A 21,815-nucleotide genomic window follows, 5' to 3' on the forward strand; every position below is an offset into this window, starting at 1 on the left:
CCGTAAATAGTGATGCGGGCCATGGCTGTCGACGAGGGCAGAGACAATCACTGCAGCGGAGAGATGCAATGAAGCAAACAACAAGTCAATGGCTGCAAGCGCAGCGCTGCCTGGCTCGGCAAGAGCCCAGGCAGCCGCGCCAGGGGCTGAGGGTGGATGGCAGGCTGGTGGGCAGCGTCGAGGCGCATTTCGCGCGCCAGCTGGGCGCCGAGCTGCTGGCCGCGCATGGCGTGGATCTGGACTGGCGCGACGGCCGCTGGGTATTGCTGGGGTCCGGCAGCGCCAGCCAGAACCTGAACCGGCTGGCCCAGGCCATGCGTGTGGCCGGCGTGGCCGGTGCCTGGCGCAACGAACAGCTGGCCGTCTGCGACGAGAACGGGCTGGCCGTGGCCACGATAGAGCGCGGCGCCGTGCGGCCCCTGGGCATTGCCACGCGGGCCGTGCACCTGGTGGGCACGGCGGCCAACGGCTGCGTCTGGGCCCAGCAGCGCGCCGACGACAAGGCGACCAACCCCGGCATGTGGGACACCTTGATGGGCGGCATGATTTCCGCAGCCGACACCCTGGAGCAGGCGCTGGAGCGCGAAACCTGGGAAGAGGCGGGTTTGCGCGTGCGGGATCTGGCGGCGCTGGGCTATGGCGGCCATGTCGAATTTGCGCGCCCCTGCGGCGAGGCCGAGGGCCAGGGCTATATGCGCGAGCGCATAGACTGGTTCTCGGCCCTGGTTCCGGAGCCGCTGCGGCCCGACAACCAGGATGGCGAGGTCCAGCGTTTCGAGCTGCTGGATCTACCGACGCTGGAGGACTGGCTGGTGCAGGGGCGCTTCACGCCCGAAGCCTCGCTGATTCTGGCGGCCTATCTGCGCTGGTAGGGGGGCCGGCCTCAGGCCCGGGTTTGGGTGACCGGCCTGGCGGCTGGCGCGGGCTTGGGGCTCTGGCCGCCCGGCCTGCGCCGGCCTTCGAGCGCCACGGGCTTGAGCCGGCTGGGCGCCAGCGCTCCGGCCTGTTCGAGGATGGGATAGGCCACGGAGCACAGCAGCGAGTTGATGCGCTTGAGGTCGCTGATCATGTCTATGTGCAGCGAACTGGTCTCGATGCTGGACACGGTGTGCTGGGACAGGCGCTGCAGATGGCTGGCCGCATAGGCCAGCTCCAGATCGCGAAAGCGCGCTTTCTCCTCGAGCAGCTTCTGCGCTTCGCGCACATTGCCGTTGAGGAACACGCTCATGGCCAGGCGCAGATTGTCCAGCAGATGCTGGGTCAGCTCGTGGATCTCCTGCATGCCTGCGTCCGAGAACTGGCGGCCCTTCTTGATCTTCTTGTCTTCCAGGTCCAGCAGCACGCGCTCGATGATGTCGCCGATCTGCTCCATATTGATGGTGAAGCTGATGATTTCCGTCCAGCGCTGGCCCTCGCGCTCGTCGAGTTCGGCGCGCGAGATCTTGGTCATGTAGTACTTGATGGCCGAGTACAGATCGTCCACCGTGGCCTCGAGGTTGCGGACCTCTTCGGACAGCTTGGCGTCGTCGGTCTCGGCGACCTTCTGCAGGCCGATCAGCATGGACTCCACCACGTCTGCCTGGTGCAAGGCCTCGCGTACCGCGCAGGAGATGGCCAGCGAAGGCGTGGACAGGGCCGAAGGGTCCAGATGGCGCGGGCGCAGCAGCTGGGTCGAGCTCTCCTCGGCGGGCCTGGGCAGCAGGGCCGTGACCCAGCGGGCCACGGTCTGGGTCAGGCCGATGAAGCACAGGCTGTTGAACACGTTGAAGGCCAGGTGGTACATCACCACGTTCTGGCCCGCGTTGGCGATATAGGGGCTCACATACTGCACCCACAGCGCGATGAACGGCGCCACGATCGCCACGCCCATGATCTTGAACAGCAGATTGCCGACGGTGACCTGGCGCTCCTCCACGGCCGATTTGGCCGTGGTCAGCGCGGCCACCAGGCCGCTGCCCAGATTGGCGCCCAGGGTCAGGCCCAGCGCCACCTCGAGGGGAATCGCGCCCGAGCTGGCCATGGCCGCGATCAGCAGCACCACCGCCAGGCTGGAATAGGCGAGCACGGCTAGCACGGCGCCCAGCAGCAGCTCCATGAACAGATCGCTGCTGACCGAGGCCAGCAGCGTGCGCACGGCCTCGGCCTGGAGCAGGGGCTCGGTGGCTTCCACGACCAGGCGCAGGGCCAGCAGCATCAGGCCCAGGCCGATCAGCACGCGGCCTATGCGGCCGGGCTTGGAGTCCTGGCGCGTGATGAACAGCACCACGCCCACAAAGATGAACAGCGGCGACAGCCAGGAGAGGTCGGCGGAGAACAGCACCGCCATCAGCGCCGTTCCCACATCGGCGCCCCGCATCACGGCCAGGGCCGAGGGCAGGGAGATCAGGCCCTGGCCGACGAAGGCCGAGGTCATCAGCGAGGTGGCCGTGCTGGACTGCACCAGAGCCGTCACGCCCAGGCCCGACAGAGCCGCCGAGAAACGGTTGCTCATGCTGCGGGCCAGGATGTTGCGCAGATTGGCACCGAAGACGCGCAAAACGCCGGTGCGAACCATTTGCGAGCCCCAGACCAGAAGGGCAATGGCGGCTAAGAGATTCAGTAAATGCTTCATGTGCTGCTAGCAGGGAAGCGGGCAAATATAACCCCGGCAGCTATTGGCCTGCAGCGCTCGCTCTCCCATGTCGCACCATTTTGTGCGAAATAAAGGAACGAAATAGAACAAAAACGAAAAATTCGAACATCGTTTCTACTAAGGCGGTTTCTGTCATTTCTGGGGCATAGGCGTATTCGGGAAGAGTTCTTAGCTATCAAAAAGGTGGTCGATGATTCCTGCGGTTTCGGGAGCGGCGGTGGTGGGCGCAGTCTTGCTGTTGCTGGCCGCATTGCTGGGAGCGGCCCAGAGTGGCGCCCACGCTGGAGCAGCAGCTTTACGGCAGCCCGCCCGAGCGGCTGCTGATGGCCGACTGGGTGTTCGACGGCTGCTTCGAGGGCAGTCCGATTGCGCTGCGCCACTGGCGAAGCGGCGAGCTGGTCTGGGCCGAAGCGCCGGATTACGGCGGCCAAAAATAAACCCCGCTGCCTCTCGGTTCAGCGGGGTTGGCAAGGCCGGGTCGCGGCCTTAGCTGCGAGGTGCCTGGGCGCGCCTGGATCTGAGGAGTTCGTCGAGGATTAGCAGGATGGCACCCAGGGTGATGCCCATGTCGGCCACGTTGAAGGCCGGAAAGTGGCTGGCACCCCAGTAGAAGTCCAGAAAATCCACCACATAGCCATGCTGCAATCGGTCCACCACATTGCCGATGGCGCCGCCCAGAATGCTGGACAGCGAGAGGCAGAACAGCTTCTGCTCGGGGTGCTTGCGCAGCTGCCAGACGATGACGATGGTAGCCGCCACGGCAATGCCCACGAACAGCCAGCGCTGCCAGCCGCTGCCGCCGGCCAGGAAGGAGAAGGCCGCGCCCGTGTTGTGCGCGCGCACGATGTTGAAGAAGCCCGTGATCGGGGTCCAGTCGCCGTACTGGTAGTGGCTCAGAATCATCTGCTTGGTGATCTGGTCCAGGCCGATGATGACCAGCGCCCACAAAAGCCAGGGCCAGATGCGGCCGAGGCCCGCGGAAGAAGTCTGGGTGTTGCTCATGGCAGCTCTTCGCTACTTGTTTTGATAGCTGGCAGCGCTTGTCTGGAAACGTTTCCAAGCAGTTTCCTGCATGAAAATCGCGACCGGCAAGCGCTGCGTGCTCACTGGATGATTAGGCCTTGCTGCGCTGCTCGCCGGCACCGTGCAGATTGCTGTCGCAGCGGCCGCACAGCGTGGGGTGCTCGGGATTGGCGCCCACGTCGTCGCGGTAGTGCCAGCAGCGCTCGCACTTGGCTTTTTCCGAGGGCGTGACGCTCACGGCCAGCTCATTGCCCGCCACGGCCTGCGCGGCCGAGGTGATGAAGACGAACTTCAGGTCGTCGGCCAGCGACTGCAGCAGGGCCAGGTCCTCGGGCTCGGCGGCCACGGTGACCTCGGCCTGCAGCGAGGCGCCGACCTTGCCGTCGGCACGCACGGCCTCGATGTCCTTGTTGACCACGTCGCGGATCTCGCGCAGGCGCGTCCATTTGGCCAGCAGCGCCTCATCGCCCTCGGGCAGGTCGGTGAACTTCTCGAGGAAGATGGTTTCGCTCCGGCCCACGATCTTCCAGGCTTCCTCGGCCGTGAACGACAGGAAGGGCGCCATCCAGCGCAGCAGCGCCTGGGTGATCTGGTGCAGCGCGGTCTGGGCCGAGCGGCGGGCCAGGCTCTTGGGCGCCGTGGTGTAGAGGCGGTCCTTGAGCACGTCCAGGTAGAAGCCGCCCAGGTCTTCGGAGCAGAACAGCTGCAGCTTGGTGACCACGGGGTGGAATTCATAGATCTGGTAGTGGCCGATGATTTCCTTTTGCAGCTGGGCCGCACGCGCCAGCGCGTAGCGGTCGATTTCCAGCATGTCCTGGTAGGCCACGCTGTCGCTGGCCGCATCGAAGTCGCTGGTATTGGCCAGCAGGAAGCGCAGCGTGTTGCGGATGCGGCGGTAGGCATCCACCACGCGGGCCAGGATCTTGTCGTCAATACCCAGATCGCCCGAGTAATCGGTGGCCGCCACCCACAGGCGGATGATCTCGGCGCCCATCTTGCCGCTCACGTCCTGCGGCGCCACGGTGTTGCCCAGCGACTTGGACATCTTCTTGCCCTGGCCGTCCACGGTGAAGCCGTGGGTCAGCAGGCCCTTGTAGGGCGCGCGGCCGAAGATGGCCGAGGCCAGCAGCAGCGAGGAGTGGAACCAGCCGCGGTGCTGGTCATGGCCTTCCAGATACAGATCGGCCTCGGGGCCATGGTCGTGGTGCATGTCGGCATGGGTGCCGCGCATCACATGCCAGAAGGTCGAGCCCGAGTCGAACCAGACCTCGAGGATGTCGGTGCTCTTGGTGTAGTGCTTGGCATCCTCGGCACCCAGGATTTCCTCGGCGCTCACACGGCTCCAGGCCTCGATGCCGCCCTGCTCGATCATGTCGGCCGCCTGGTCGATGATCTCCATGGTGCGCGGGTGCAGCGCGCCCGTGTCCACATGCAGGAAGAAGGGAATGGGCACGCCCCAGCTGCGCTGGCGCGAGATGCACCAGTCGGGACGGCCGGCGATCATGGCGCGCAGGCGGTCCTGGCCGTTTTCGGGGTAGAAGCTGGTGTCGTCGATGGCGTCCAGCGCGATCTGGCGCAGGGTCTTCTCGGGCTTCTGGGCCGGGTCGGTGAACACGCCTTCGCCCTCGTCCATGCGGATGAACCACTGGGCCGCGGCGCGGTAGATCACCGGCGTCTTGTGGCGCCAGCAGTGCGGGTAGCTGTGGGTCAGGCCCGTGGTGTCCATCAGGCGGTCGGCGAGCTTGAGCGCGTCGATGATGACGGGCACGGCCTTCCAGATATGCTGGCCGCCGAACAGCGGCAGATCGGCCGCGTAGACGCCGTTGCCGGTCACGGGGTTCAGGATGTCCTTGTACTCCATGCCGTTGCTCACGCAGGAGTTGAAGTCGTCCAGACCGTAGGCGGGCGCCGAGTGCACGATGCCGGTGCCGTCCTCGGCCGTGGCGTATTCGGCCAGGTACACGGGCGAGATGCGGTCATAGCCCTTGTCCACATGGGCCAGCGGGTGCTTGAACGGCATATGGTCGAGCGCCTTGCCCTGGGCCGTGGCGACGACCTTGCCGCCCAGCTTCCAGCGCTCCAGGCATTTCTCGACCAGGGCCGAGGCCACGATCACCAGGCCGCGCTCGGTGTCGACCAGGCTGTATTCCAGATCGGGGTTGACGTTCAGCGCCTGGTTGGCGGGGATGGTCCAGGCCGTGGTGGTCCAGATGACGATGAAGGCCTGCTTGTCCAGCTTTGCCAGGCCGAAGGCGGCCGCCAGCTTGGCCGGGTCGGCGGCCGGGAACATCACGTCCAGGGTCTGGCTCTGCTTGTCCGCGTATTCGATCTCGAACTCGGCCAGCGAGGAGGCGCAGTCGAAGCACCAGTACACGGGCTTGAGGCCGCGGTAGACGAAGCCGCGCTCCATCACCTTCTTCAAGGCGCGCAGCTCCAGCGCCTCGTTGGTGTAGTTCATGGTCTTGTAGGGATGGTCCCAGTCGCCGAGCACGCCCAGGCGCTTGAAGTCCACCATCTGCTGGGCGATCTGCTCGGTGGCGAAGGCGCGGCTCTTGGCCTGCATCTCGTCGCGCGGCAGATTGCGGCCGTGCAGCTTTTCGATGGCGTTCTCGATGGGCAGGCCGTGGCAGTCCCAGCCCGGCACATAGCGCGCGTCAAAGCCCTCGAGCTGGCGGCTCTTGACGATCATGTCCTTGAGGATCTTGTTGACGGCGTGGCCGATGTGGATCTTGCCGTTGGCGTAGGGGGGGCCGTCGTGCAGGATGAACATGGGCGCGCCGCGGCGCGCGTCGCGCAGCTTCTGGTAAGTGCCCTGGTCTTCCCATTCCTTGACCCAGCCCGGCTCGCGCTTGGGCAGATCGCCGCGCATGGGGAAGGGGGTGTCGGGCATGTTCAGCGTGGCACGGTAGACGGACGCTTCGTTCTTGTTGGACTTCGAATCAGACATGGGGAACCTTGAAAGCAATGCAGTGCCCGGGCAGGACTGCCTGGGCGTGAATGTGAGGTGAGCGCCAGATGCGCTGCTGCGCCTGTGGCGTGCGAGCAGCGAGCGTCAAATTCGGTCGCGCGTGGTCTGGCGACGGGTCTCGGTATGGGACGAGGTGTGGGAAGGCGTGTAGGCGGAGGCGAAAAACGCGCGCGCGTCATCGCAGTCCTTGGCGATGCCGGCCGTCAGGGCATCGAGACTGTCGTACTTCAGCTCGTCGTGCAGTTTGTGCAGAAGTTCCACGCGGATGATTTTACCGTAGGCCTCTTCTCCACCCAGCTGGGCGGGCCAATCGAAACAGTGGGTCTCCAGCAGCACGCGTCCGCCGTTGACATCCCTGGGGTCCAGCGAGGGGCGCACGCCCAGGTTGGCCACGCCCTGTACGGGCGTCGGGCCCAGGCCGTGGACCAGCACCGCAAAAATGCCGCTGGCCGCGGGTTTCCAGTGGTCGAAGCGCAGGTTCAGCGTGCGAAAGCCGTCGTTGGCGCCCTGCGCGGACTCCGCGAGCTTGCGGCCCAGCTTGCGGCCATGGACCACATGGCCCGAAATCCGGTAGGGGTGGCCCAGCAGCTTGGCCGCCTGCTGCATATCGCCGGCGGCCATCGCTTCGCGCACGGCCGTGCTCGAGACGCGCAGGCCGTGCACCTCGTAGCTGTTCATGCGCGCCACGTCGAAGCCCAGGGCCTGGCCGGCGTTGTCCAGCATGGCGTAGTCGCCCGCGCGCTTGGCGCCGAAGCGGAAGTCGTCGCCCACCAGCACGTATTTCGCGCCCAGGCCCGAGATCAGCACGTCCTGGATGAAGTCCTCGGGGCTGAGGCTGGCCAGGGCCTCGTTGAACGGCAGTATCACCACCTGGTCGACGCCGCAGATCTCCAGCTGGCTGAGCTTGTCGCGCAGCGTGCCCACGCGAGCTGGCGCCAGATCGGGCTTGCCCAGCTTCTGCGCGAAGTAGTCGCGCGGATGCGGCTCGAAGGTCATGGCGCAGGAAGGAATGCCGCGCTGGGCCGCTTCTGCGTTCAGAAGACCGAGCATGGCCTGGTGTCCCCGGTGCACGCCATCAAAATTGCCAATGGTCACAGCGCAGGCTGGGGCCAGGCCGGGATGCTTGATTCCACGGAAAATCTTCATGGGCTGCTTTGTTATTTGTAGCAGCTGGCGCCGATGCATGCGGCACAAGCCGTCAATTTGACATAATTTCAGAGTATATTGCTTCCATTCATGCAGCTGGGGAGGCAGCACAAGAGCGCCAAGACGCTCTGCCGTTTCTGTGGTCGATATCTGACTGGAGGCGTGTTGTGAAAGTCTTGAAGCTGACAGCCCAGGGGCTGCCGCAGTCCTGGGTGACGCTGGAGCAAGCGGCGCTGCACTATGCAGCAGAAGAGGTGCGCTGGGAAGCCGGTGCCGAGATCGCCTGCTTTCGCGGTGGCCACAATGCGGTGACCGGCAAGCAGTCAGTCATTCACATCAACTCCATCATCGGCACCAAGGGCGTGCCCAATATCAACCCGCACGAGCTGCTGCCGGGCCTGACCAACGGCAAGCTGTTTGCGCGCGACCGCTGCGTCTGCGCCTATTGCGGGCGCCAGTTCCACGAAAGCGATCTGACACGCGAGCACATCGTGCCCGTGAGCGCGGGCGGCCTGCACACCTGGATGAACCTGGTCACGGCCTGCCGCGCCTGCAACCACCGCAAGGGCGCCAGGACGCCCGAGCAGGCACGCATGCCGCTGCTCTACACCCCCTACACCCCCACGCTGTGGGAGGATTTCATCCTGAGAAACCGCCGCATCCTGGCCGACCAGATGGAGTTTCTCGTGGCCCATGTGCCGCGCAATTCGCGCTGGCGCAGCTAGGGGCATAAAAAAAGCCCCGGGCCGGAGCACGCGGGGCAGGAGATAGAGGAAGGGGAAAGCGTTTAGGCGGAGAGCGCTCAGGCGGTGGTGGAGACGGCTTTCTGCCAGGCCTCGTAGAGGTCTTCGCCGGCGTCGCGCACGCGCTGGCCGATCAGGGCCATCTCGCGCTGTTCTTCGGGCTTGGCCAGTTCCACATAGCCGCGCGCGGCGGACAGATCGTAGGGTTCGCCGTCTTCGTTGGAATAGGCGAAGTACACCTTCTTCACGCCGGCCAGCAGCATGGCCGTGTAGCACATGCTGCAGGGGTAGCCGCTGGCATGCATGACGGCCCCCGACAGATCGGTGCTGCCCTGGGCCTTGGCGCCTATGCGCAGGGCCTGCATCTCGGCATGGGCCGAGGGGTCGCAGAGCTCGTCCACCTGGTTGACGGCGCGGGCCAGGACTTTGCCGTCCTTGACCAGCACGGCGCCGAAGGGCCAGGTGGCCTGCTGGCGGCCTTTGACATTGCCCATGGCCAGGCGGATGGATTCGAGCAGGTATTTGCCGCTGTCGTTATCGTTGTTCATCGAGTCGTTCTCCTTGGTAAAAAAATCAGCTGCCACGGTAGGTGGTGAAAAACCAGGGCGAGCACAGCATGGGCACGTGGTAGTGCTGGGCCGCGTCGAAGATGGAAAAGCGCACCAGCACTTCTTCCGACAGTGCCGTGGGTTCCTGGAAATGCTCCCCGGTGTAGAAGCGCAGTTCGAAGTCCCCGGTGCGGGCCGCAGCCGCGGCCAGCATTGGGGCGTCGGTGCGGCCGTCGGCATTGGTGCGGGTGCTGTTGATGCGCTGCGCGGGCGTCTGCGCGACATCGTAGAGCTCGACCCGCAAGCCGGCAATGGGACGGCCGGTGGTGACATTGAGTACATGGGTGCTGATGCCTGCCATATATGCCTTTCGATGGGGATGTTGCGGCAGGCTAGCTGCCGCGCGAGTAGGTGTAGCTCCAGGGGCCGAACTGGATAGGCAGGTGGATGCGCTCGGCCGTGTTCACGATCTGGAAGCGCACCGGCAGCTTGGACAGAAAAGCCGGGCGCGGCAGCTTTGCGCCCTTGGCCGCAAAGTACTCGTCCACGTGCAGCAGCATCTCGTAGCGGCCGCAGCGGTAGCTGTCGTCGATTAGCAGCGGTTCGTCGGCACGGCCGTTGGCGTTCACGACAAAGCTGCGTACCGGCACATAGGCTTCGCCGTCGAAGCGCGAGAAGTCGATGCGCAATCCCGTGGCCGCAGAGCCATGGAAGGTGTCCACGGCATGCATGGTCAGGCGGGGGCTGACGCCGTGCAGCACGATGGGCCCGGAGGACTGGGCTGGCGTTGCAGGGGGCGTGCCGGCGGCCAGTGCGCCGCGTGCGGCCGTGAGGGCCGAGGCGCCGAGCGCCAGGCCCGAGAGGGCGAATTGCCGGCGCGACGGCGCCAGGTTCTGGGTGGGGTGCATGCGGTGGCTCCTTCAGGCGTTCTTGCGAGCTTGGATGCGGGCGATGAAAGCAATGGCCAGGATGGCGGACAGCACTTCCACGACGGCGACCAGGTACAGGCCGGGAGCAACCTTGCCGGTAGAGGCCTTGATCACGCCCATCAGATAGGGGGCGCCGAAGCCGGCCAGGTTGGCCACCGAGTTGATCAGCGCCACGCCCACGGCGGCAGCGCCGCCGCTGAGCAGCATATTGGGCATCTGCCAGAACACGGGAATCGCGCTCATGGTGCCCACCAGGGCCAGGACCATGGCCGTCAGAGCCACGATTACGGGGATGCTGTCCATGCCCATGGTGATGGCCAGGGCCAGCATGCCGCCGGCGCCCAGCAGGGCCGAGCCCGCGAAGTGCCAGCGCACTTCGCCGCGCTGGTCGGAGTGGCGGCCGTTGAACACCATGCCTGCAGCCCCCAGCAGATAGGCGGCGCCGGCAATCCAGCCCACTTCCATGGGGGAGGTGAAGCCGGCTTCGCGGATCACGGTGGGGATCCAGAAGGTCAGCGTGGAGTTGGCGCACAGCAGGCAGAAGAACACGGCGATCAGCAGCCACACCATGGGGTTGCCGAACAGGGTGCGCCAGTCGCTGTGGCGTTCGCCCTGGGCCTTCTGGTCGATCTCGAGCTGCTGGCGCACGACGGCGCGGTCCGCGTCGGTGAGCCACTTGGCCTGCTCGGGGCGGTCCGTCATGTAGAAATAGGCGAAGACACCGGCCAGCACCGAGGGAATGCCTTCGATGATGAACAGCCATTGCCAGCCGTGCATGCCGTGCGCGCCTGCGGCCCAGGTCATGATGCCGCCGGCCAGGGGGCCGCCGATGACGCCCGCGATGGCCGAGGCCGACATGAAGGTGCCGAAGGCCTTGGCGCGGCGCTTGGACGGATACCAGTAGGTCAGGTAGAGGATGATGCCGGGATAGAAGCCGGCTTCGAACACGCCCATCAGAAAGCGCAGGATGTAGAACTGGGTCGGTGACGTCACCCAGGCCTGCAAGATGCAGATCAGGCCCCAGCCTATGGTGATGCGCATCACCGTCTTCTTGGCGCCTATCTTCTGCAGCAGCAGATTGGACGGCACTTCGAACAGGAAGTAGCCGATGAAGAAGATGCCGGCGCCCAGGCCGTAGACGGCCTCGCTGAACTTCAGGTCGTCGAGCATCTGCAGCTTGGCGAAACCGATGTTGACGCGGTCCAGCCAGGCCAGCACCCACAGCACGCCCAGGAAGGGCAGCAGGCGCCAGGAAATCTTGGAGTAGGTGGCGTCGATCTGGTCGACGGAAGCGGCCGCGCCGCTGATCGGCACATGGTGAGCACTCATGGCAAGTCCTTGTCTCGGAAATTTGTTGTTGGGTTGGCGGACGCTTGCATGGTCGCGGCTTGCGGCGATATGCGAAACTAAGCGCCTGCTATGAGCCGCATAGCAGAATGCATATCTCTAGGGAAAACACGTGTCTCGCAGCGAAGATCCGTTCGATACCTATTTGCTGCGCGTGCTGTGCACCTTGATCAGCGAAAAAAGCGTGTCGCGCGCGGCAATACGCCTCAATCAGTCGCAACCGGCCATCAGCGCGGCGCTGCGGCGCCTGCGGGCCATCTTCAACGATCCGCTGCTGGTGCGGGACAAGAACCGCATGGTGCCCACGGCGCGTGCGCTGCAGGCCGTGGAGCAGGCGCGTGCGGCGCTGGGGTTGATCGACGGGCTGCTGAGCGCCGGCAAGGAATTTGCGGCCGAGACCACGCAGCAGCGCTTCACCATCGCCATGCCCGACTATCTGGCGCCGCCCTTCATGGCGCGCGTGGTCCAGCTCATGCGCACGCAGGCGCCGGGTGCCCGGCTGGTGCTGCTGCCGCTGGGCCAGAACTTCGACTACGAGCAGGCCCTGCAAAGCGGCGAGGTGGACATCGTCGTCGGCAACTGGCCGAGCCCGCCCGAGCATCTGCACATGTCCACGCTGCTCGAGGACGAGGTGGTCTGCCTGCTCGATGAAAAGCATCCGCTGGCCGGGCCGGGCCGGCTCACGGTCGAGCACTATCTGCAGGCAGCCCATGTGGTGTTCACGCCTTACTCGCCCGATCAGCGCGGCGTGGTGGAGAGCAGCCTGGGCACCCTGCGGGTGAGCCGCGACGGCCGCGTGCAGTGCTCGCATTTCTCGCTGGCCCCGGACCTGCTGGTGGACACCGATCTGCTGCTGACCACCAGCCGTCATTTCGCGGCCTATCACGCCAGGCGCCTGCCGCTGGCCATGGTGCCTCTGCCCATGGGCAACCGCGTCATGCGCTTCTACCAGCTCTGGCATTCGTCCCGGCACCGGGATGCCTCCCATATCTGGCTGCGCGGGCTGCTGAGCCAGGCCTCGCAGGTGCTGACGGCGCCAACGTAGCCGGCTGCTATACGGGCTATAACAAGCCAGGACTGTGAGGCGGGAAATGCGCTTCCTACACTGGCCTCATGACCAGCACCACTACCTCCTTCATCCCCACGCTCGACGAGCTCAACACCATGACGCCAGCCGCTTTTGTGGCCGCGCTCGGCGAGGTTTTCGAATACGCCCCCTGGGTGGCCGAAGCGGCCGCGCGCCAGCGTCCGTTCGACAGCCTCGACGCACTGCATCAGGCCATGCTGGCCGCCGTGCATGCCAGCCCGCGCGAGCAGACCCTGCGCTTTCTCTGCGGCCACCCCGAGCTGTCGGCCAGTGCCGTGCGCTCCGGCACTCTGACCAGCGATTCGCAGCAGGAGCAGCAAAGCGCGGGTCTGGGCGATCTGGAGCGGGAGCAGGGCGAGCGCCTGGCCGCGCTGAACCAGAGCTATCGCACGCGCCACGGCTTCCCCTTCATCGCCTGCGTGCGCCACTACACGCGCGCCGGCCTGTTTGCCGAGCTGGCCTCGCGTACCGAGCGCGGCACCGAGCAGGAGTTTGCCGAAGCCCTGCGTCAGATCGGCTTCATCAGCCGCCTGCGCCTGTCGCAGCGCGTGAGTGCCGCCAGCCTGCAGGCAGCCTGAGCCGCTCCCCATCGCCAAGCCCCGCAGTGCGGGGCTTTTTCTTTGCCGTAGCCTCTGACCGACGCCGGATTCTTCGGGGTCGTCCTATGCAATATATTGTTCGGAAGTCGCCGAAAACCGGCCCGCTTCATGATGAAATACGGGGTTTACCCTTGCGTTGCATGCCATGATCGTCAGAGACCGTCCTTCAGGCTTCAAGCTGCTGTGGATTGTGCGGGGCTCGGTGCTCCAGCGCATCAAGGCCGTGCTGGCCGTCAACATCGTGCTGGCCATCATCGTCACCGTGGCCCACGGCATGCTGTTCCACACCAAGATTCCGGTCACGCCGATTCCGTTCACGCTGATCGGCCTGCCGCTGGCGATCTTTCTGGGCTTTCGCAACAACACCGCCTATGCGCGCTACTGGGAGGGACGCAAGCTCTGGGGCGAGATCGTGATCTATGCACGCACGCTGGCGCGCCAATGCCTGAGCCTGATCGAACTCGATCACCCCATAGACCCGCGCCAGCGTGCCAACGATGTGCGGGTGCGCATGGTGCACCGGGCCGTGGCTTTTTCGCATGCGCTGCGCGCCCAGCTGCGCGGCCTCAAGGACGATGTGGCTGCCGAGCAGTGGCTAACCCATGCCGAGTGGCAGCGCCTGCAACTGCTGCCGCTGAACCAGCGCACCGACGCCATCATGCAGGCCATGGGCCAGGATCTGGGCCTGTGCGTGCGGGAAAAGCGCATCGACCCCTGCCTGGCCGCCGCGGTGGACAGGACCTTCAACGGGCTGACGGCCGCCGCTGCATCTTGCGAGCGCATACGCAACACCCCGATTCCGTTCTCCTACACCTTGCTGCTGCACCGTACGGCCCATCTGTACTGCTTTCTGCTGCCATTCGGTCTGGTGGACATCACGGGCTTCATGACGCCGTTCGTGGTGGCCATCGTGGCCTACACGTTCTACGGCCTCGATGCCCTGGGCGACGAGCTGGAAGAGCCTTTCGGCCTGGAGGCCAACGATCTGGCGCTGGACACGATTTGCCGGAGCATAGAGATCAGCCTGAGCCAGTCGCTGGGCGATCCGCAGCTGCCCGCGCAGCTCAAGCCCGTCGACTATCTGCTGACCTGAGTGCCGGCCGCTGCAGCCCACAAAAAAGGCACACCGAGGTGTGCCTTTTTTGTGGGCGAGGAAATGCGGGATCAGGCGAACACGCCCGCGTTCTCCTGCATCTTGGCCGACACCGTCGCCAGATGGTGCAGGGTGTCGCCGCCCGTCATTTCCATCTGGGTCAGGCGCTTGAAGTAGTGGCTGCCCACATATTCGTCGGTCACGCCTATGCCGCCGTGCAGCTGCACGGACTGCTGGCCCACATAGCGCATGGACTGACCCAGCTGCACCTTGGCGCGGGCGATGGCCGTGTGGCGCTCCTCGGCGGGCGCGCCCAGCTTGAGCGTGGCGTAATAGCTCATGGAACGGGCCAGCTCCAGCTGCATCTTCATATCGGCCACGCGGTGGCGCAGGGCCTGGAAGCTCGCGATCGCCACGCCGAACTGCTTGCGCTGGTTCATGTACTCGGTGGTGAGCTTGAGCGTCTGCTCCATCACGCCCACGCCTTCGGCGCACAGAGCGGCATTGGCCACGTCCTGCGCCAGCGTGAGCGCCGTCAGGCCGTTGGTGGTGATCAGCGTGGCGGCGGCGTCCCGGCAGAGCAGATCGGCGGCGCGGCTCTCGTCCTGCGTGGCATAACCGCGTGCGCTGAGGCCGGCGGCGCCGCTTTCGACGAGAAACAGTGCGATCTTGCCGTCCAGCTGGGCGGGCACGATGAAGGCGTCGGCCTGGTCGCCTGCGGGCACAATGCTTTTCGTAGCGTCTACCGCGTATCCGTCGGCGGTCTTAGTCGCTTTTGCCTCGCAAATGTCAAGGCGGTAGCGCGCCTTGCGCTCCTGCGTTGCGAGCACGACCAGCTTCTCGCCGCTGGCGATGCCGGGCAGCCAGCTTTGCTTGAGGGCATCGCTGCCGAACTGGCTGAGCACGGCCGAGGCCACAAAGGCCTGGGCCAGCGGCTCCATCACCAGACCGCGGCCCAGCTCCTCCATGACCACCATCGCATCGACCGCGCCCTGGCCCAGGCCGCCATAGGACTCGGGCACGGTGAGCGCGGTCAGGCCCAGCTCGGCCAGTTCGTTCCAGGCCTCGCGCGAGAAGCCGCCCTGTTTGGCGATGCTCTGGCGGCGTTCGAAGCCATAGCCCTTGTCCACCCAGCGGGCCACGGCGTCACGCAGTTGTTGCTGATCGTCGGAAAAATCGAAATCCATGAAAATCTCCTGAGGCCGGAAGCTGGTGCGCTATGCGCACCCCACATCCAGCGAAGCTCTTGCTAGAGCCCCCTCGCGGAGGGGGCGCGGGGGAGCAGAACGTGAAAGTCGTGCCAGACAGCGCTCGGCTTAGCCGAGCACTGTCTGAGCCACGATATTTCGCTGCACCTCGTTCGAGCCGCCGTAGATGGTGGTCTTGCGCATATTGAAGTAGGTGGCGGCCAGCGGCGCGTTGCTCAGTTCGCCGCCGGGGAAGTTGCCCTGGTAGCCGGCCTCCATGGCTTCCTGGACATAGGGCAGGGAATAGGGGCCGGCGGCCAGCATCATCAGCTCGGAGTAGCGCTGCTGGATCTCGCTGCCCTTGATCTTGAGCAGGCCCGCGATATCCAGCGGGTTCTTGCCGGACTTCATGGCCGAGAGCACGCGCAGCACCAGCATCTCCAGCGCCATCACGTCGATCTCGAGCAGGGCGATCTGGTCGCGGAAGCGCTGGTCTTCCCACACGCCTTCGGCCTTGGCAATGCGCTTGAGACGCTCGAGCTCGCGCTTGGCGCGGTTCACGTCGGCGATATTGGTGCGCTCGTGGGACAGCAGGTGCTTGGCATAGGTCCAGCCCTTGTTCTCCTCGCCTATCAGCTGGTCGGCCGGCACTTCCACGTTGTCGAAGAAGACCTCGTTGACCTCGTGCGAGCCGTCCAGCAGCTTGATGGGGCGCACGGTCACGCCGGGCGACTTCATGTCGACGAGCAGAAAACTGATGCCGGTCTGGGGCTTGCCCTCGTTGCTGGTGCGCACCAGGCAGAAGATCCACTCTCCGTACTGGCCCAAGGTGGTCCAGGTCTTCTGGCCGTTGACGATGTATTTGTCGCCTGAACTTGTATGGACTCGCTCGGCACGGGTCTTGACGCTGGCCAGGTCGGAGCCCGAGCCGGGCTCGGAATAGCCCTGGCTCCACCAGACTTCGCCGCTCGCAATGCCGGGCAGAAAGCGCCGGTGCTGCTCCGGAGTGCCGTAGGCCATGATGACGGGCGCCACCATCACCGGGCCGAAGGGCACGATGCGTGGCGTGCAGGCCAGCGCGCATTCTTCCTCGAACAAATGCTTTTGCACGGCCGTCCAGCCGGGGCCGCCGAATTCCTTGGGCCAGCCATAGCCCAGCCAGCCTTTTTTGCCCAGAATCCTGGCCCAGCGCTGCATATCGTCGCGCGTCAGGTGCAGATCGTGGCGCACCTTGTGCGCGATGTCCTCCGGCAGATGGGCCCGCACCCAGGTGCGGACTTCTTCGCGGAAGGCTTGTTCTTCGGGGGTAAATGCCAAATCCATGCGCTGGTCTCCTAAAGATGGCTGGATTTGTAGCACGCACGTTCTTTTTCCATCTGTCCAGGGCGTGACAGAACAGGGTTACCCCCTGAGCGGCTTTGCCGCTTCCCCCAAGGGGGACGACAGCCTCGCTGCGGGGCGGCCCTTGCTTGCTGTCTCTTGCTTGGATTGCGCCAGTTTTTAGGAGTGGTTGGCGGATGTTTTTGATGCAATCGACCTCCAGCGCTTATTGAATAAGCGCTAGAAGCTATCAATTTTTACTCTTGACTTACTCGGCAGGCGCTGCAGGCGGCTCCACGCCCAGCGCTTCGCACAGCTGCTGCACGGTGGCGCGCAACTGGGCGACCTCGGCTTCCAGCGCATCCACGCGCTGCTGCAGCACCGATGCGGTACCGCCGGAGCTGGCGCTGCCGGCCGTCGCCAGTGCGCTGATATCGACCGGGCCGCAGAGCAGATGGGCCCAGCGCTGTTCGCGCGCGCCCGGGGCGCGCGGCAGCTGTACCACCAGCGGGCCGCCTTTTTCCTCGCTGCGCTCGCGCAGCTCGTCGAGAAATGCCTCGACCGAGGAGATGTCGGCAAAGCGGTGCCAGCGCTCGGAGTTGATGCGCAGCTCGCCCGCGGTCTGCGGGCCGCGCAGCATGAGCAGGGCCAGCAGCACGGCCGACTGGTCGGGCACGCCTATGCCGCGCGGGAAATTGTGCTCCCAGCGCGTGGAGCGCGCGCTGCTGATCTGCACCGACATGGTCTTCAGGCGCAGGCTGTCCAGCGCTTCCTGGGCTTCGGCTTCCGTCACCTCCATCACCGGGTCGCGGCTGGACTTCTGGTTGCAGCCCGTGACCAGGCTGTTGAGCGTGAGCGGATAGCTGTCGGGCACGGTACGGGCTTTTTCCATCAGCGTGGCCAGAACGCGGGCCTCGACGGCGCTCAAGGGAGTGTTGCGTGGGTCAAAAGGCATGGGGTCTCCTGAAAAGTCTTAGGACGGCGCACAGGAACTGGTACCAACCCCCAAGGGTTAGCCCGGCAATGCGACAATCGCCGCCCATGAAAAACATCGTGATCCTGATCTCGGGCGGCGGCTCGAACATGGCCGCCATTGTGCGTGCATCCCAGCAGCAGAACTGGGCAAAGCAGTACAACGCCAGGGTTGCTGCCGTGGTGAGCAACAAGGCCGAGGCCCAGGGTCTGGTGTTTGCACGCGACAACGGCATCGCCACCGAGGTGCTGGATCACAAGCAGTTCGACAGCCGCGAGGCCTTCGACGCCCGGCTGATGCAGCTCATTGACCGCCATGCGCCCGACCTGGTGGTGCTGGCCGGCTTCATGCGCATTCTCACGCCGGGCTTTGTCTCGCACTACGAAGGCCGGCTGATCAATATCCATCCTTCGCTGCTGCCCGCGTTCACGGGCCTGCACACGCACCAGCGCGCCATCGATGCGGGCTGCAGGTTTGCGGGTGCCACCGTGCACCGCGTGACGGCCGAACTCGACGTGGGCCCGATTCTGGAGCAGGCCGTGGTGCCCGTGCTGCCCGGCGACACGGCCGAGCTGCTGGCCGCGCGCGTGCTGGTGCAGGAACACATCATCTATCCGCGCGCCGTGCTGGAGCTGGTCAAGGGCTGAGTTTTGATAGCTGGCGGCGCTTTGCCGGAAAGCGCCAGAGCCGATTTTCACGCGGATTTCTGCCGATCGGCGGGCAGGCGGCGAAAGCGCGGCCGCTCCACGCCATCTATGACCACGGTCTCGTTGAACATGGCCGCGGGCCGCACCCACAGGCCGTGCTCGCCATAGAGCGCGCGGTACAACGTCATGGGCTCCAGCGTTTCGCTGTGGCGCACGCTGCCCAGCACCTCGTAGCGCATGCCCTTGTAATGCTCGTAGAGGCCGGGTTCGGTGGTGATGAGGGGTGGAAGATCGTGATCGGACATGGTTTACTGAAAAAATGAGCGGCCTGCGCTGGGTGTGCAAGGGTCGGAGCCGGTTTTTACCCCGAATCCGCGGCCGCACAGAGCGGCCGAGAGTTCGGGCGCAAGCCAGGGCCAGGGCGAGAGTGGGACAATCGCGGCCATGCATCCCAAACAGCTACTCGACGCCTGCGCCGAACTGGTCAAGCGTACCCTGACATTTGAACACCCGGCCGATGCCGTGGTGTCCCGTTTTTTCCGTGAAAACCGCTATCTGGGCCCGCGCGAGCGCGCCACCCTGGCCGAAACCACTTATACCGTGCTGCGCAAGAAGCTGCGGTTCGAAGCGCTGGCCCATTCGGGCAGCGGCGCACGCGAGCGCCGCCTGGCCATTCTGGGCTTTGCGGAAGTGCTGCGCGAGCAGGCCAGGAAAGAGGGCAAGGCCAGGAACAAGGACGGCCAGGACAGCGAGACCTTTATCAAGGCCGCGCTGCTGCCCCAGGAACTCAAGTGGCTGGCTGCCTGCGACAGCATCCAGCCCGAGGAGCTGATGGAGGCGCACCGCCACAATCTGCCCGAATGGCTGGTGGAGCCGCTCAAGGCCCAGCTCGGCGACGGCTTCTGGCAGCTGACCGCCAGCATGGAGCGCAGCGCGCCGCTGGATCTGCGCGTGAACCAGCTCCATGACAAGCGCTCCGATGTGCGCAAGGAGCTGGAGAAGGCCGGCATCAAGGCCGAGCCCACGCCGTATTCGCCCATGGGCCTGCGCGTGGATGGCAAGCCCGCGCTGACCAAGGTCGATGCCTTTGTGCGCGGCGCCATCGAGGTGCAGGACGAGGGCTCGCAGCTGCTGGCCCTGCTGCTGGACGCCAAGCGCGGCGAGATGGTGGTGGATTTTTGCGCCGGCGCCGGCGGCAAGACCCTGGCGATAGGCGCGGCCATGCGTAACACCGGCCGTCTGTATGCCTTCGATGTGTCGGGCCACCGTCTCGATGCGCTCAAGCCGCGTCTGGCGCGCTCGGGCCTGTCCAATGTGCATCCGGCCGCCATCGCCCATGAGCGCGACGAGCGCGTCAAGCGCCTGGCCGGCAAGATCGACCGCGTGCTGGTCGATGCGCCCTGCTCGGGCCTGGGCACGCTGCGTCGCAACCCCGACCTCAAATGGCGCCAGAGCGCCAAGGCCGTGGAAGAACTGACGCAAAAGCAGGCCTCCATCCTCGAAAGCAGCGCCCGTCTGGTCAAGGCCGGCGGCCGCCTGGTCTATGCCACCTGCTCCATCCTGCCGCAGGAGAACGAGGCCATTGCCGAGGCCTTCAGCGCCGCGCATCCGGATTTCGTGCCGCTGGACGCTGCCGAGCTGCTGGAGCAGCTCAAGATCGCCGATGCCGACAAGCTCTGCAGCGGCGGCGATGCGGGCCGGCGCTATCTGCGCCTGTGGCCGCATCAACATGAAACAGATGGCTTTTTCGCGGCCGTTTGGGTCAGAAAAGCGTAAATTCACGGCAAATCCGGTATCTGCTGTCGGGGAAATCGCAGTCTTGTTCTAGGTCGCTCACCTAAAATGGCACGCCCGTGCCTGTGGAATGAGGTGCGGTTTTTTCGCCAAAGGCTTTGTTACGTATGTCGCTGGATATCGGCTTGATCTGGAATGCCGTCGTGGATTGGTTGGCCCATGGCCTGTGGGCGCTTTCGTGGTGGCAGCTGCTGCTGTACACCTTGTTCACCACCCACATCACGATTGCGGCGGTGACCATTTTTCTGCACCGCAGCCAGGCCCATCGTGCCCTGGATCTGGGGCCCGTGCCCGCGCATTTCTTCCGCTTCTGGCTCTGGCTGGGCACGGGCATGGTCACCAAGCAATGGGTGGCCATTCACCGCAAGCACCATGCCAAGTGCGAGACCGAGGAAGATCCGCACAGCCCCCAGACCCGCGGTCTGGGCAAGGTGATGCGCGAGGGTGCCGAGCTGTACCGTGCCGAGGCCCGGAATCAGGAAACGCTGAAGCAATACGGCCACGGCACGCCCGACGACTGGATGGAGCGCCATGTCTATCGCCACTCGGTGCTGGGCCCGTCGCTGATGCTGATCCTCAATGTGGCGCTGTTCGGCGCCATCGGCCTCACGATCTGGGCCGTGCAGATGGTCTGGATTCCGTTCTGGGCTGCGGGCGTGGTCAACGGTGTGGGCCACTTCTGGGGCTACCGCAATTACGAGGCTGCCGACGCTTCGACCAATCTCGTGCCCTGGGGCATCATCATCGGCGGCGAAGAGCTGCACAACAACCACCATACCTATCCGACCTCGGCCAAATTCTCGGTCAAGCGCTATGAGTTCGATATAGGCTGGATCTATATCAGCGCCATGCAGAAGATTGGCTGGGCCAAGGTCAAGAAGACGCCGCCGCGCCTGCGCAGCGGGGTCGTCAAGCCGGTGGCCGACGAGCTGACGCTGGAGGCCGTGATCGCCAACCGCTACGAGGTCATGGCGCGCTATGCGCGCGGCGTGCGCGCCGCGGTCAAGCAGGAACTCGACGCGCTCAAGCAGGCCCAGGCGCAGAAAGCCGAGGTCTCGCTGCTCAAGAGCGCCCAGCGCTGGCTGCACCGCGATGCCGAAAAAGTCCCGGCCGATGCCCAAGGCCAGCTTGCACAGGCGCGCGCGGCCCATCCCGTGATCGACCAGATGCTGACCATGCGCGAGGAGCTGCGCCAGCTCTGGCTCAACACCACGCTGAGCCGCGAACAGCTGACCGGCAATCTGCAGGCCTGGTGTCAGCGTGCCGAAGCCAGCGGCATCGCCGCGCTCAAGGACTTCTCGGTCAAGCTGCGCGCCGCCCACGCTTGAGTTCGCCGCGGCTCTCGCGGCGCGGCCATTGACCCACCAGCCACCGCCTCAGGTCCGCAAGACCGGGGCGGTTTTCTTTTGCTGCGGGCGCGTTCGGCTGCACTCTTATGCTGCTGCGTCCCTCCACGCACAGCACCTGGACCCAGAGCGCGCCGGGCGCGCTCCAGCTCTGGCCGTTGTACAGGCGCATGCTGTAGCCAGTGCAGGCATCCAGCGTCGAGAGCGGGGTGGTGGACAGCTGGACCGGGGCACCCAGGCAGAGCAGCGTGCTGCCTTCGGCCAGGGCCAGGGTCAGCATATGGCCGGGTGCGAGTGCATGCTGCTGGGTGCTGTTTTCGGTGAGCATGGGAAGCCTTGGTCTTGAGTGATGCAGGGCTCCAAGCGTAAGTTTTGCGGCCGCTTCGCAACAGGCACAGCACGGGGCTTGTGCAAACGCATCAGGGCAGATTGT

General features: G+C 65.2%; 22 protein-coding genes. 9 read left to right on the forward strand and 13 right to left on the reverse strand.

The features are described from left to right. The first annotated feature begins 68 nt into the window (after nucleotides 1-68). Entirely contained in the window at nucleotides 69-872 is an 804-nt protein-coding gene (locus AB6724_RS04025; RefSeq protein WP_369337213.1) for an NUDIX hydrolase, read from the forward strand. An 11-nt stretch (nucleotides 873-883) separates the two neighbouring features. Here AB6724_RS04025 and AB6724_RS04030 read toward each other — a convergent pair whose 3' ends face one another. After that, nucleotides 884-2,611: a Na/Pi cotransporter family protein gene (locus AB6724_RS04030; RefSeq protein ID WP_369337214.1), complete on the reverse strand. Its 1,728-nt coding sequence runs from the start codon at nucleotides 2,609-2,611 to the stop codon at nucleotides 884-886. Nucleotides 2,612-2,901: 290 nt separating this feature from the next. Here AB6724_RS04030 and AB6724_RS04035 point away from each other — a divergent pair, with 290 nt between their 5' ends. Then, nucleotides 2,902-3,069, forward strand: a complete 168-nt coding sequence (locus tag AB6724_RS04035) for a hypothetical protein (RefSeq protein ID WP_369337215.1) — start codon at nucleotides 2,902-2,904, stop codon at nucleotides 3,067-3,069. Nucleotides 3,070-3,118: 49 nt separating this feature from the next. Here the strand turns inward: AB6724_RS04035 and lspA are convergent, their stop codons facing one another. From lspA to AB6724_RS04050, 3 genes are all read right to left on the reverse strand, one after another. Continuing rightward, complete coding sequence (lspA, locus tag AB6724_RS04040) at nucleotides 3,119-3,634, reverse strand: signal peptidase II (RefSeq protein ID WP_369337216.1); 516 nt, start codon at nucleotides 3,632-3,634, stop codon at nucleotides 3,119-3,121. 112 nt (nucleotides 3,635-3,746) lie between these two features. After that, complete coding sequence (ileS, locus tag AB6724_RS04045; RefSeq protein WP_369337217.1) at nucleotides 3,747-6,602, reverse strand: isoleucine--tRNA ligase; 2,856 nt, start codon at nucleotides 6,600-6,602, stop codon at nucleotides 3,747-3,749. Nucleotides 6,603-6,707: 105 nt separating this feature from the next. Beyond that, nucleotides 6,708-7,769 carry a bifunctional riboflavin kinase/FAD synthetase gene (locus AB6724_RS04050; protein ID WP_369337218.1) on the reverse strand — a complete coding sequence of 354 codons (1,062 nt, stop codon included), beginning with the start codon at nucleotides 7,767-7,769 and terminating at the stop codon, nucleotides 6,708-6,710. A gap of 167 nt (nucleotides 7,770-7,936) precedes the next feature. On the opposite strand from AB6724_RS04050, the gene AB6724_RS04055 reads away from it, so the two are divergent. Next, entirely contained in the window at nucleotides 7,937-8,494 is a 558-nt protein-coding gene (locus AB6724_RS04055; RefSeq protein WP_369337219.1) for an HNH endonuclease, read from the forward strand. 77 nt (nucleotides 8,495-8,571) lie between these two features. On the opposite strand, the gene AB6724_RS04060 is transcribed toward AB6724_RS04055, so the two are convergent. The 4 genes from AB6724_RS04060 to AB6724_RS04075 are packed head-to-tail and all read right to left on the reverse strand — an operon-like array spanning nucleotide 8,572 to nucleotide 11,318. Then, nucleotides 8,572-9,060, reverse strand: a complete 489-nt coding sequence (locus AB6724_RS04060) for a nucleoside deaminase (protein WP_369337220.1) — start codon at nucleotides 9,058-9,060, stop codon at nucleotides 8,572-8,574. A gap of 25 nt (nucleotides 9,061-9,085) precedes the next feature. Next, on the reverse strand, nucleotides 9,086-9,421 hold the full coding sequence (gene uraH / locus AB6724_RS04065) for a hydroxyisourate hydrolase (protein ID WP_369337221.1): 336 nt from the start codon (nucleotides 9,419-9,421) through the stop codon (nucleotides 9,086-9,088). Nucleotides 9,422-9,452: 31 nt separating this feature from the next. Continuing rightward, on the reverse strand, nucleotides 9,453-9,968 hold the full coding sequence (locus AB6724_RS04070; RefSeq protein WP_369337222.1) for a hydroxyisourate hydrolase: 516 nt from the start codon (nucleotides 9,966-9,968) through the stop codon (nucleotides 9,453-9,455). Between the two features lie 12 nt (nucleotides 9,969-9,980). Further along, a complete protein-coding gene (locus AB6724_RS04075; RefSeq protein WP_369337223.1) occupies nucleotides 9,981-11,318 on the reverse strand; it encodes an MFS transporter in 1,338 nt (445 codons plus the stop codon). Nucleotides 11,319-11,448: 130 nt separating this feature from the next. Between AB6724_RS04075 and AB6724_RS04080 the strand changes: the two genes are divergently transcribed. From AB6724_RS04080 to AB6724_RS04090, 3 genes are all read left to right on the forward strand, one after another. Next, complete coding sequence (locus tag AB6724_RS04080; protein WP_369337224.1) at nucleotides 11,449-12,381, forward strand: LysR family transcriptional regulator; 933 nt, start codon at nucleotides 11,449-11,451, stop codon at nucleotides 12,379-12,381. A gap of 68 nt (nucleotides 12,382-12,449) precedes the next feature. Further along, entirely contained in the window at nucleotides 12,450-13,001 is a 552-nt protein-coding gene (uraD, locus tag AB6724_RS04085; RefSeq protein WP_369337225.1) for a 2-oxo-4-hydroxy-4-carboxy-5-ureidoimidazoline decarboxylase, read from the forward strand. Nucleotides 13,002-13,167: 166 nt separating this feature from the next. After that, nucleotides 13,168-14,115, forward strand: coding sequence for a bestrophin family protein (locus AB6724_RS04090; RefSeq protein WP_369337226.1), 948 nt, complete (start codon nucleotides 13,168-13,170; stop codon nucleotides 14,113-14,115). 71 nt (nucleotides 14,116-14,186) lie between these two features. Here the strand turns inward: AB6724_RS04090 and AB6724_RS04095 are convergent, their stop codons facing one another. The 3 genes from AB6724_RS04095 to AB6724_RS04105 form a co-directional block, all read right to left on the reverse strand. Continuing rightward, nucleotides 14,187-15,302 carry an acyl-CoA dehydrogenase family protein gene (locus AB6724_RS04095; protein WP_369337227.1) on the reverse strand — a complete coding sequence of 372 codons (1,116 nt, stop codon included), beginning with the start codon at nucleotides 15,300-15,302 and terminating at the stop codon, nucleotides 14,187-14,189. 129 nt (nucleotides 15,303-15,431) lie between these two features. Next, a complete protein-coding gene (locus AB6724_RS04100; RefSeq protein ID WP_369337228.1) occupies nucleotides 15,432-16,625 on the reverse strand; it encodes an acyl-CoA dehydrogenase family protein in 1,194 nt (397 codons plus the stop codon). 265 nt (nucleotides 16,626-16,890) lie between these two features. Continuing rightward, a complete protein-coding gene (locus AB6724_RS04105) occupies nucleotides 16,891-17,577 on the reverse strand; it encodes a YceH family protein (RefSeq protein WP_369337229.1) in 687 nt (228 codons plus the stop codon). 86 nt (nucleotides 17,578-17,663) lie between these two features. Here AB6724_RS04105 and purN point away from each other — a divergent pair, with 86 nt between their 5' ends. Next, nucleotides 17,664-18,242, forward strand: a complete 579-nt coding sequence (purN, locus tag AB6724_RS04110; RefSeq protein WP_369337230.1) for a phosphoribosylglycinamide formyltransferase — start codon at nucleotides 17,664-17,666, stop codon at nucleotides 18,240-18,242. A 47-nt stretch (nucleotides 18,243-18,289) separates the two neighbouring features. Here purN and AB6724_RS04115 read toward each other — a convergent pair whose 3' ends face one another. After that, on the reverse strand, nucleotides 18,290-18,547 hold the full coding sequence (locus AB6724_RS04115; RefSeq protein ID WP_369337231.1) for a DUF1653 domain-containing protein: 258 nt from the start codon (nucleotides 18,545-18,547) through the stop codon (nucleotides 18,290-18,292). Nucleotides 18,548-18,686: 139 nt separating this feature from the next. On the opposite strand from AB6724_RS04115, the gene AB6724_RS04120 reads away from it, so the two are divergent. Then, entirely contained in the window at nucleotides 18,687-20,018 is a 1,332-nt protein-coding gene (locus AB6724_RS04120) for an RsmB/NOP family class I SAM-dependent RNA methyltransferase (RefSeq protein ID WP_369337232.1), read from the forward strand. Between the two features lie 125 nt (nucleotides 20,019-20,143). Then, the gene (locus AB6724_RS04125; protein WP_369337233.1) at nucleotides 20,144-21,364 is read left to right on the forward strand and encodes a DesA family fatty acid desaturase; all 1,221 of its coding nucleotides are present in this window, start codon (nucleotides 20,144-20,146) and stop codon (nucleotides 21,362-21,364) included. Here the strand turns inward: AB6724_RS04125 and AB6724_RS04130 are convergent. Continuing rightward, a complete protein-coding gene (locus AB6724_RS04130; protein WP_369337234.1) occupies nucleotides 21,339-21,710 on the reverse strand; it encodes a hypothetical protein in 372 nt (123 codons plus the stop codon). The two genes, AB6724_RS04125 and AB6724_RS04130, sit on opposite strands and share 26 nt — an antisense overlap. Nucleotides 21,711-21,815 lie beyond the last annotated feature (105 nt).

Origin of the sequence: Comamonas guangdongensis (assembly GCF_041079535.1) — a bacterium.
Classification (GTDB): domain Bacteria; phylum Pseudomonadota; class Gammaproteobacteria; order Burkholderiales; family Burkholderiaceae_C; genus Comamonas; species Comamonas guangdongensis.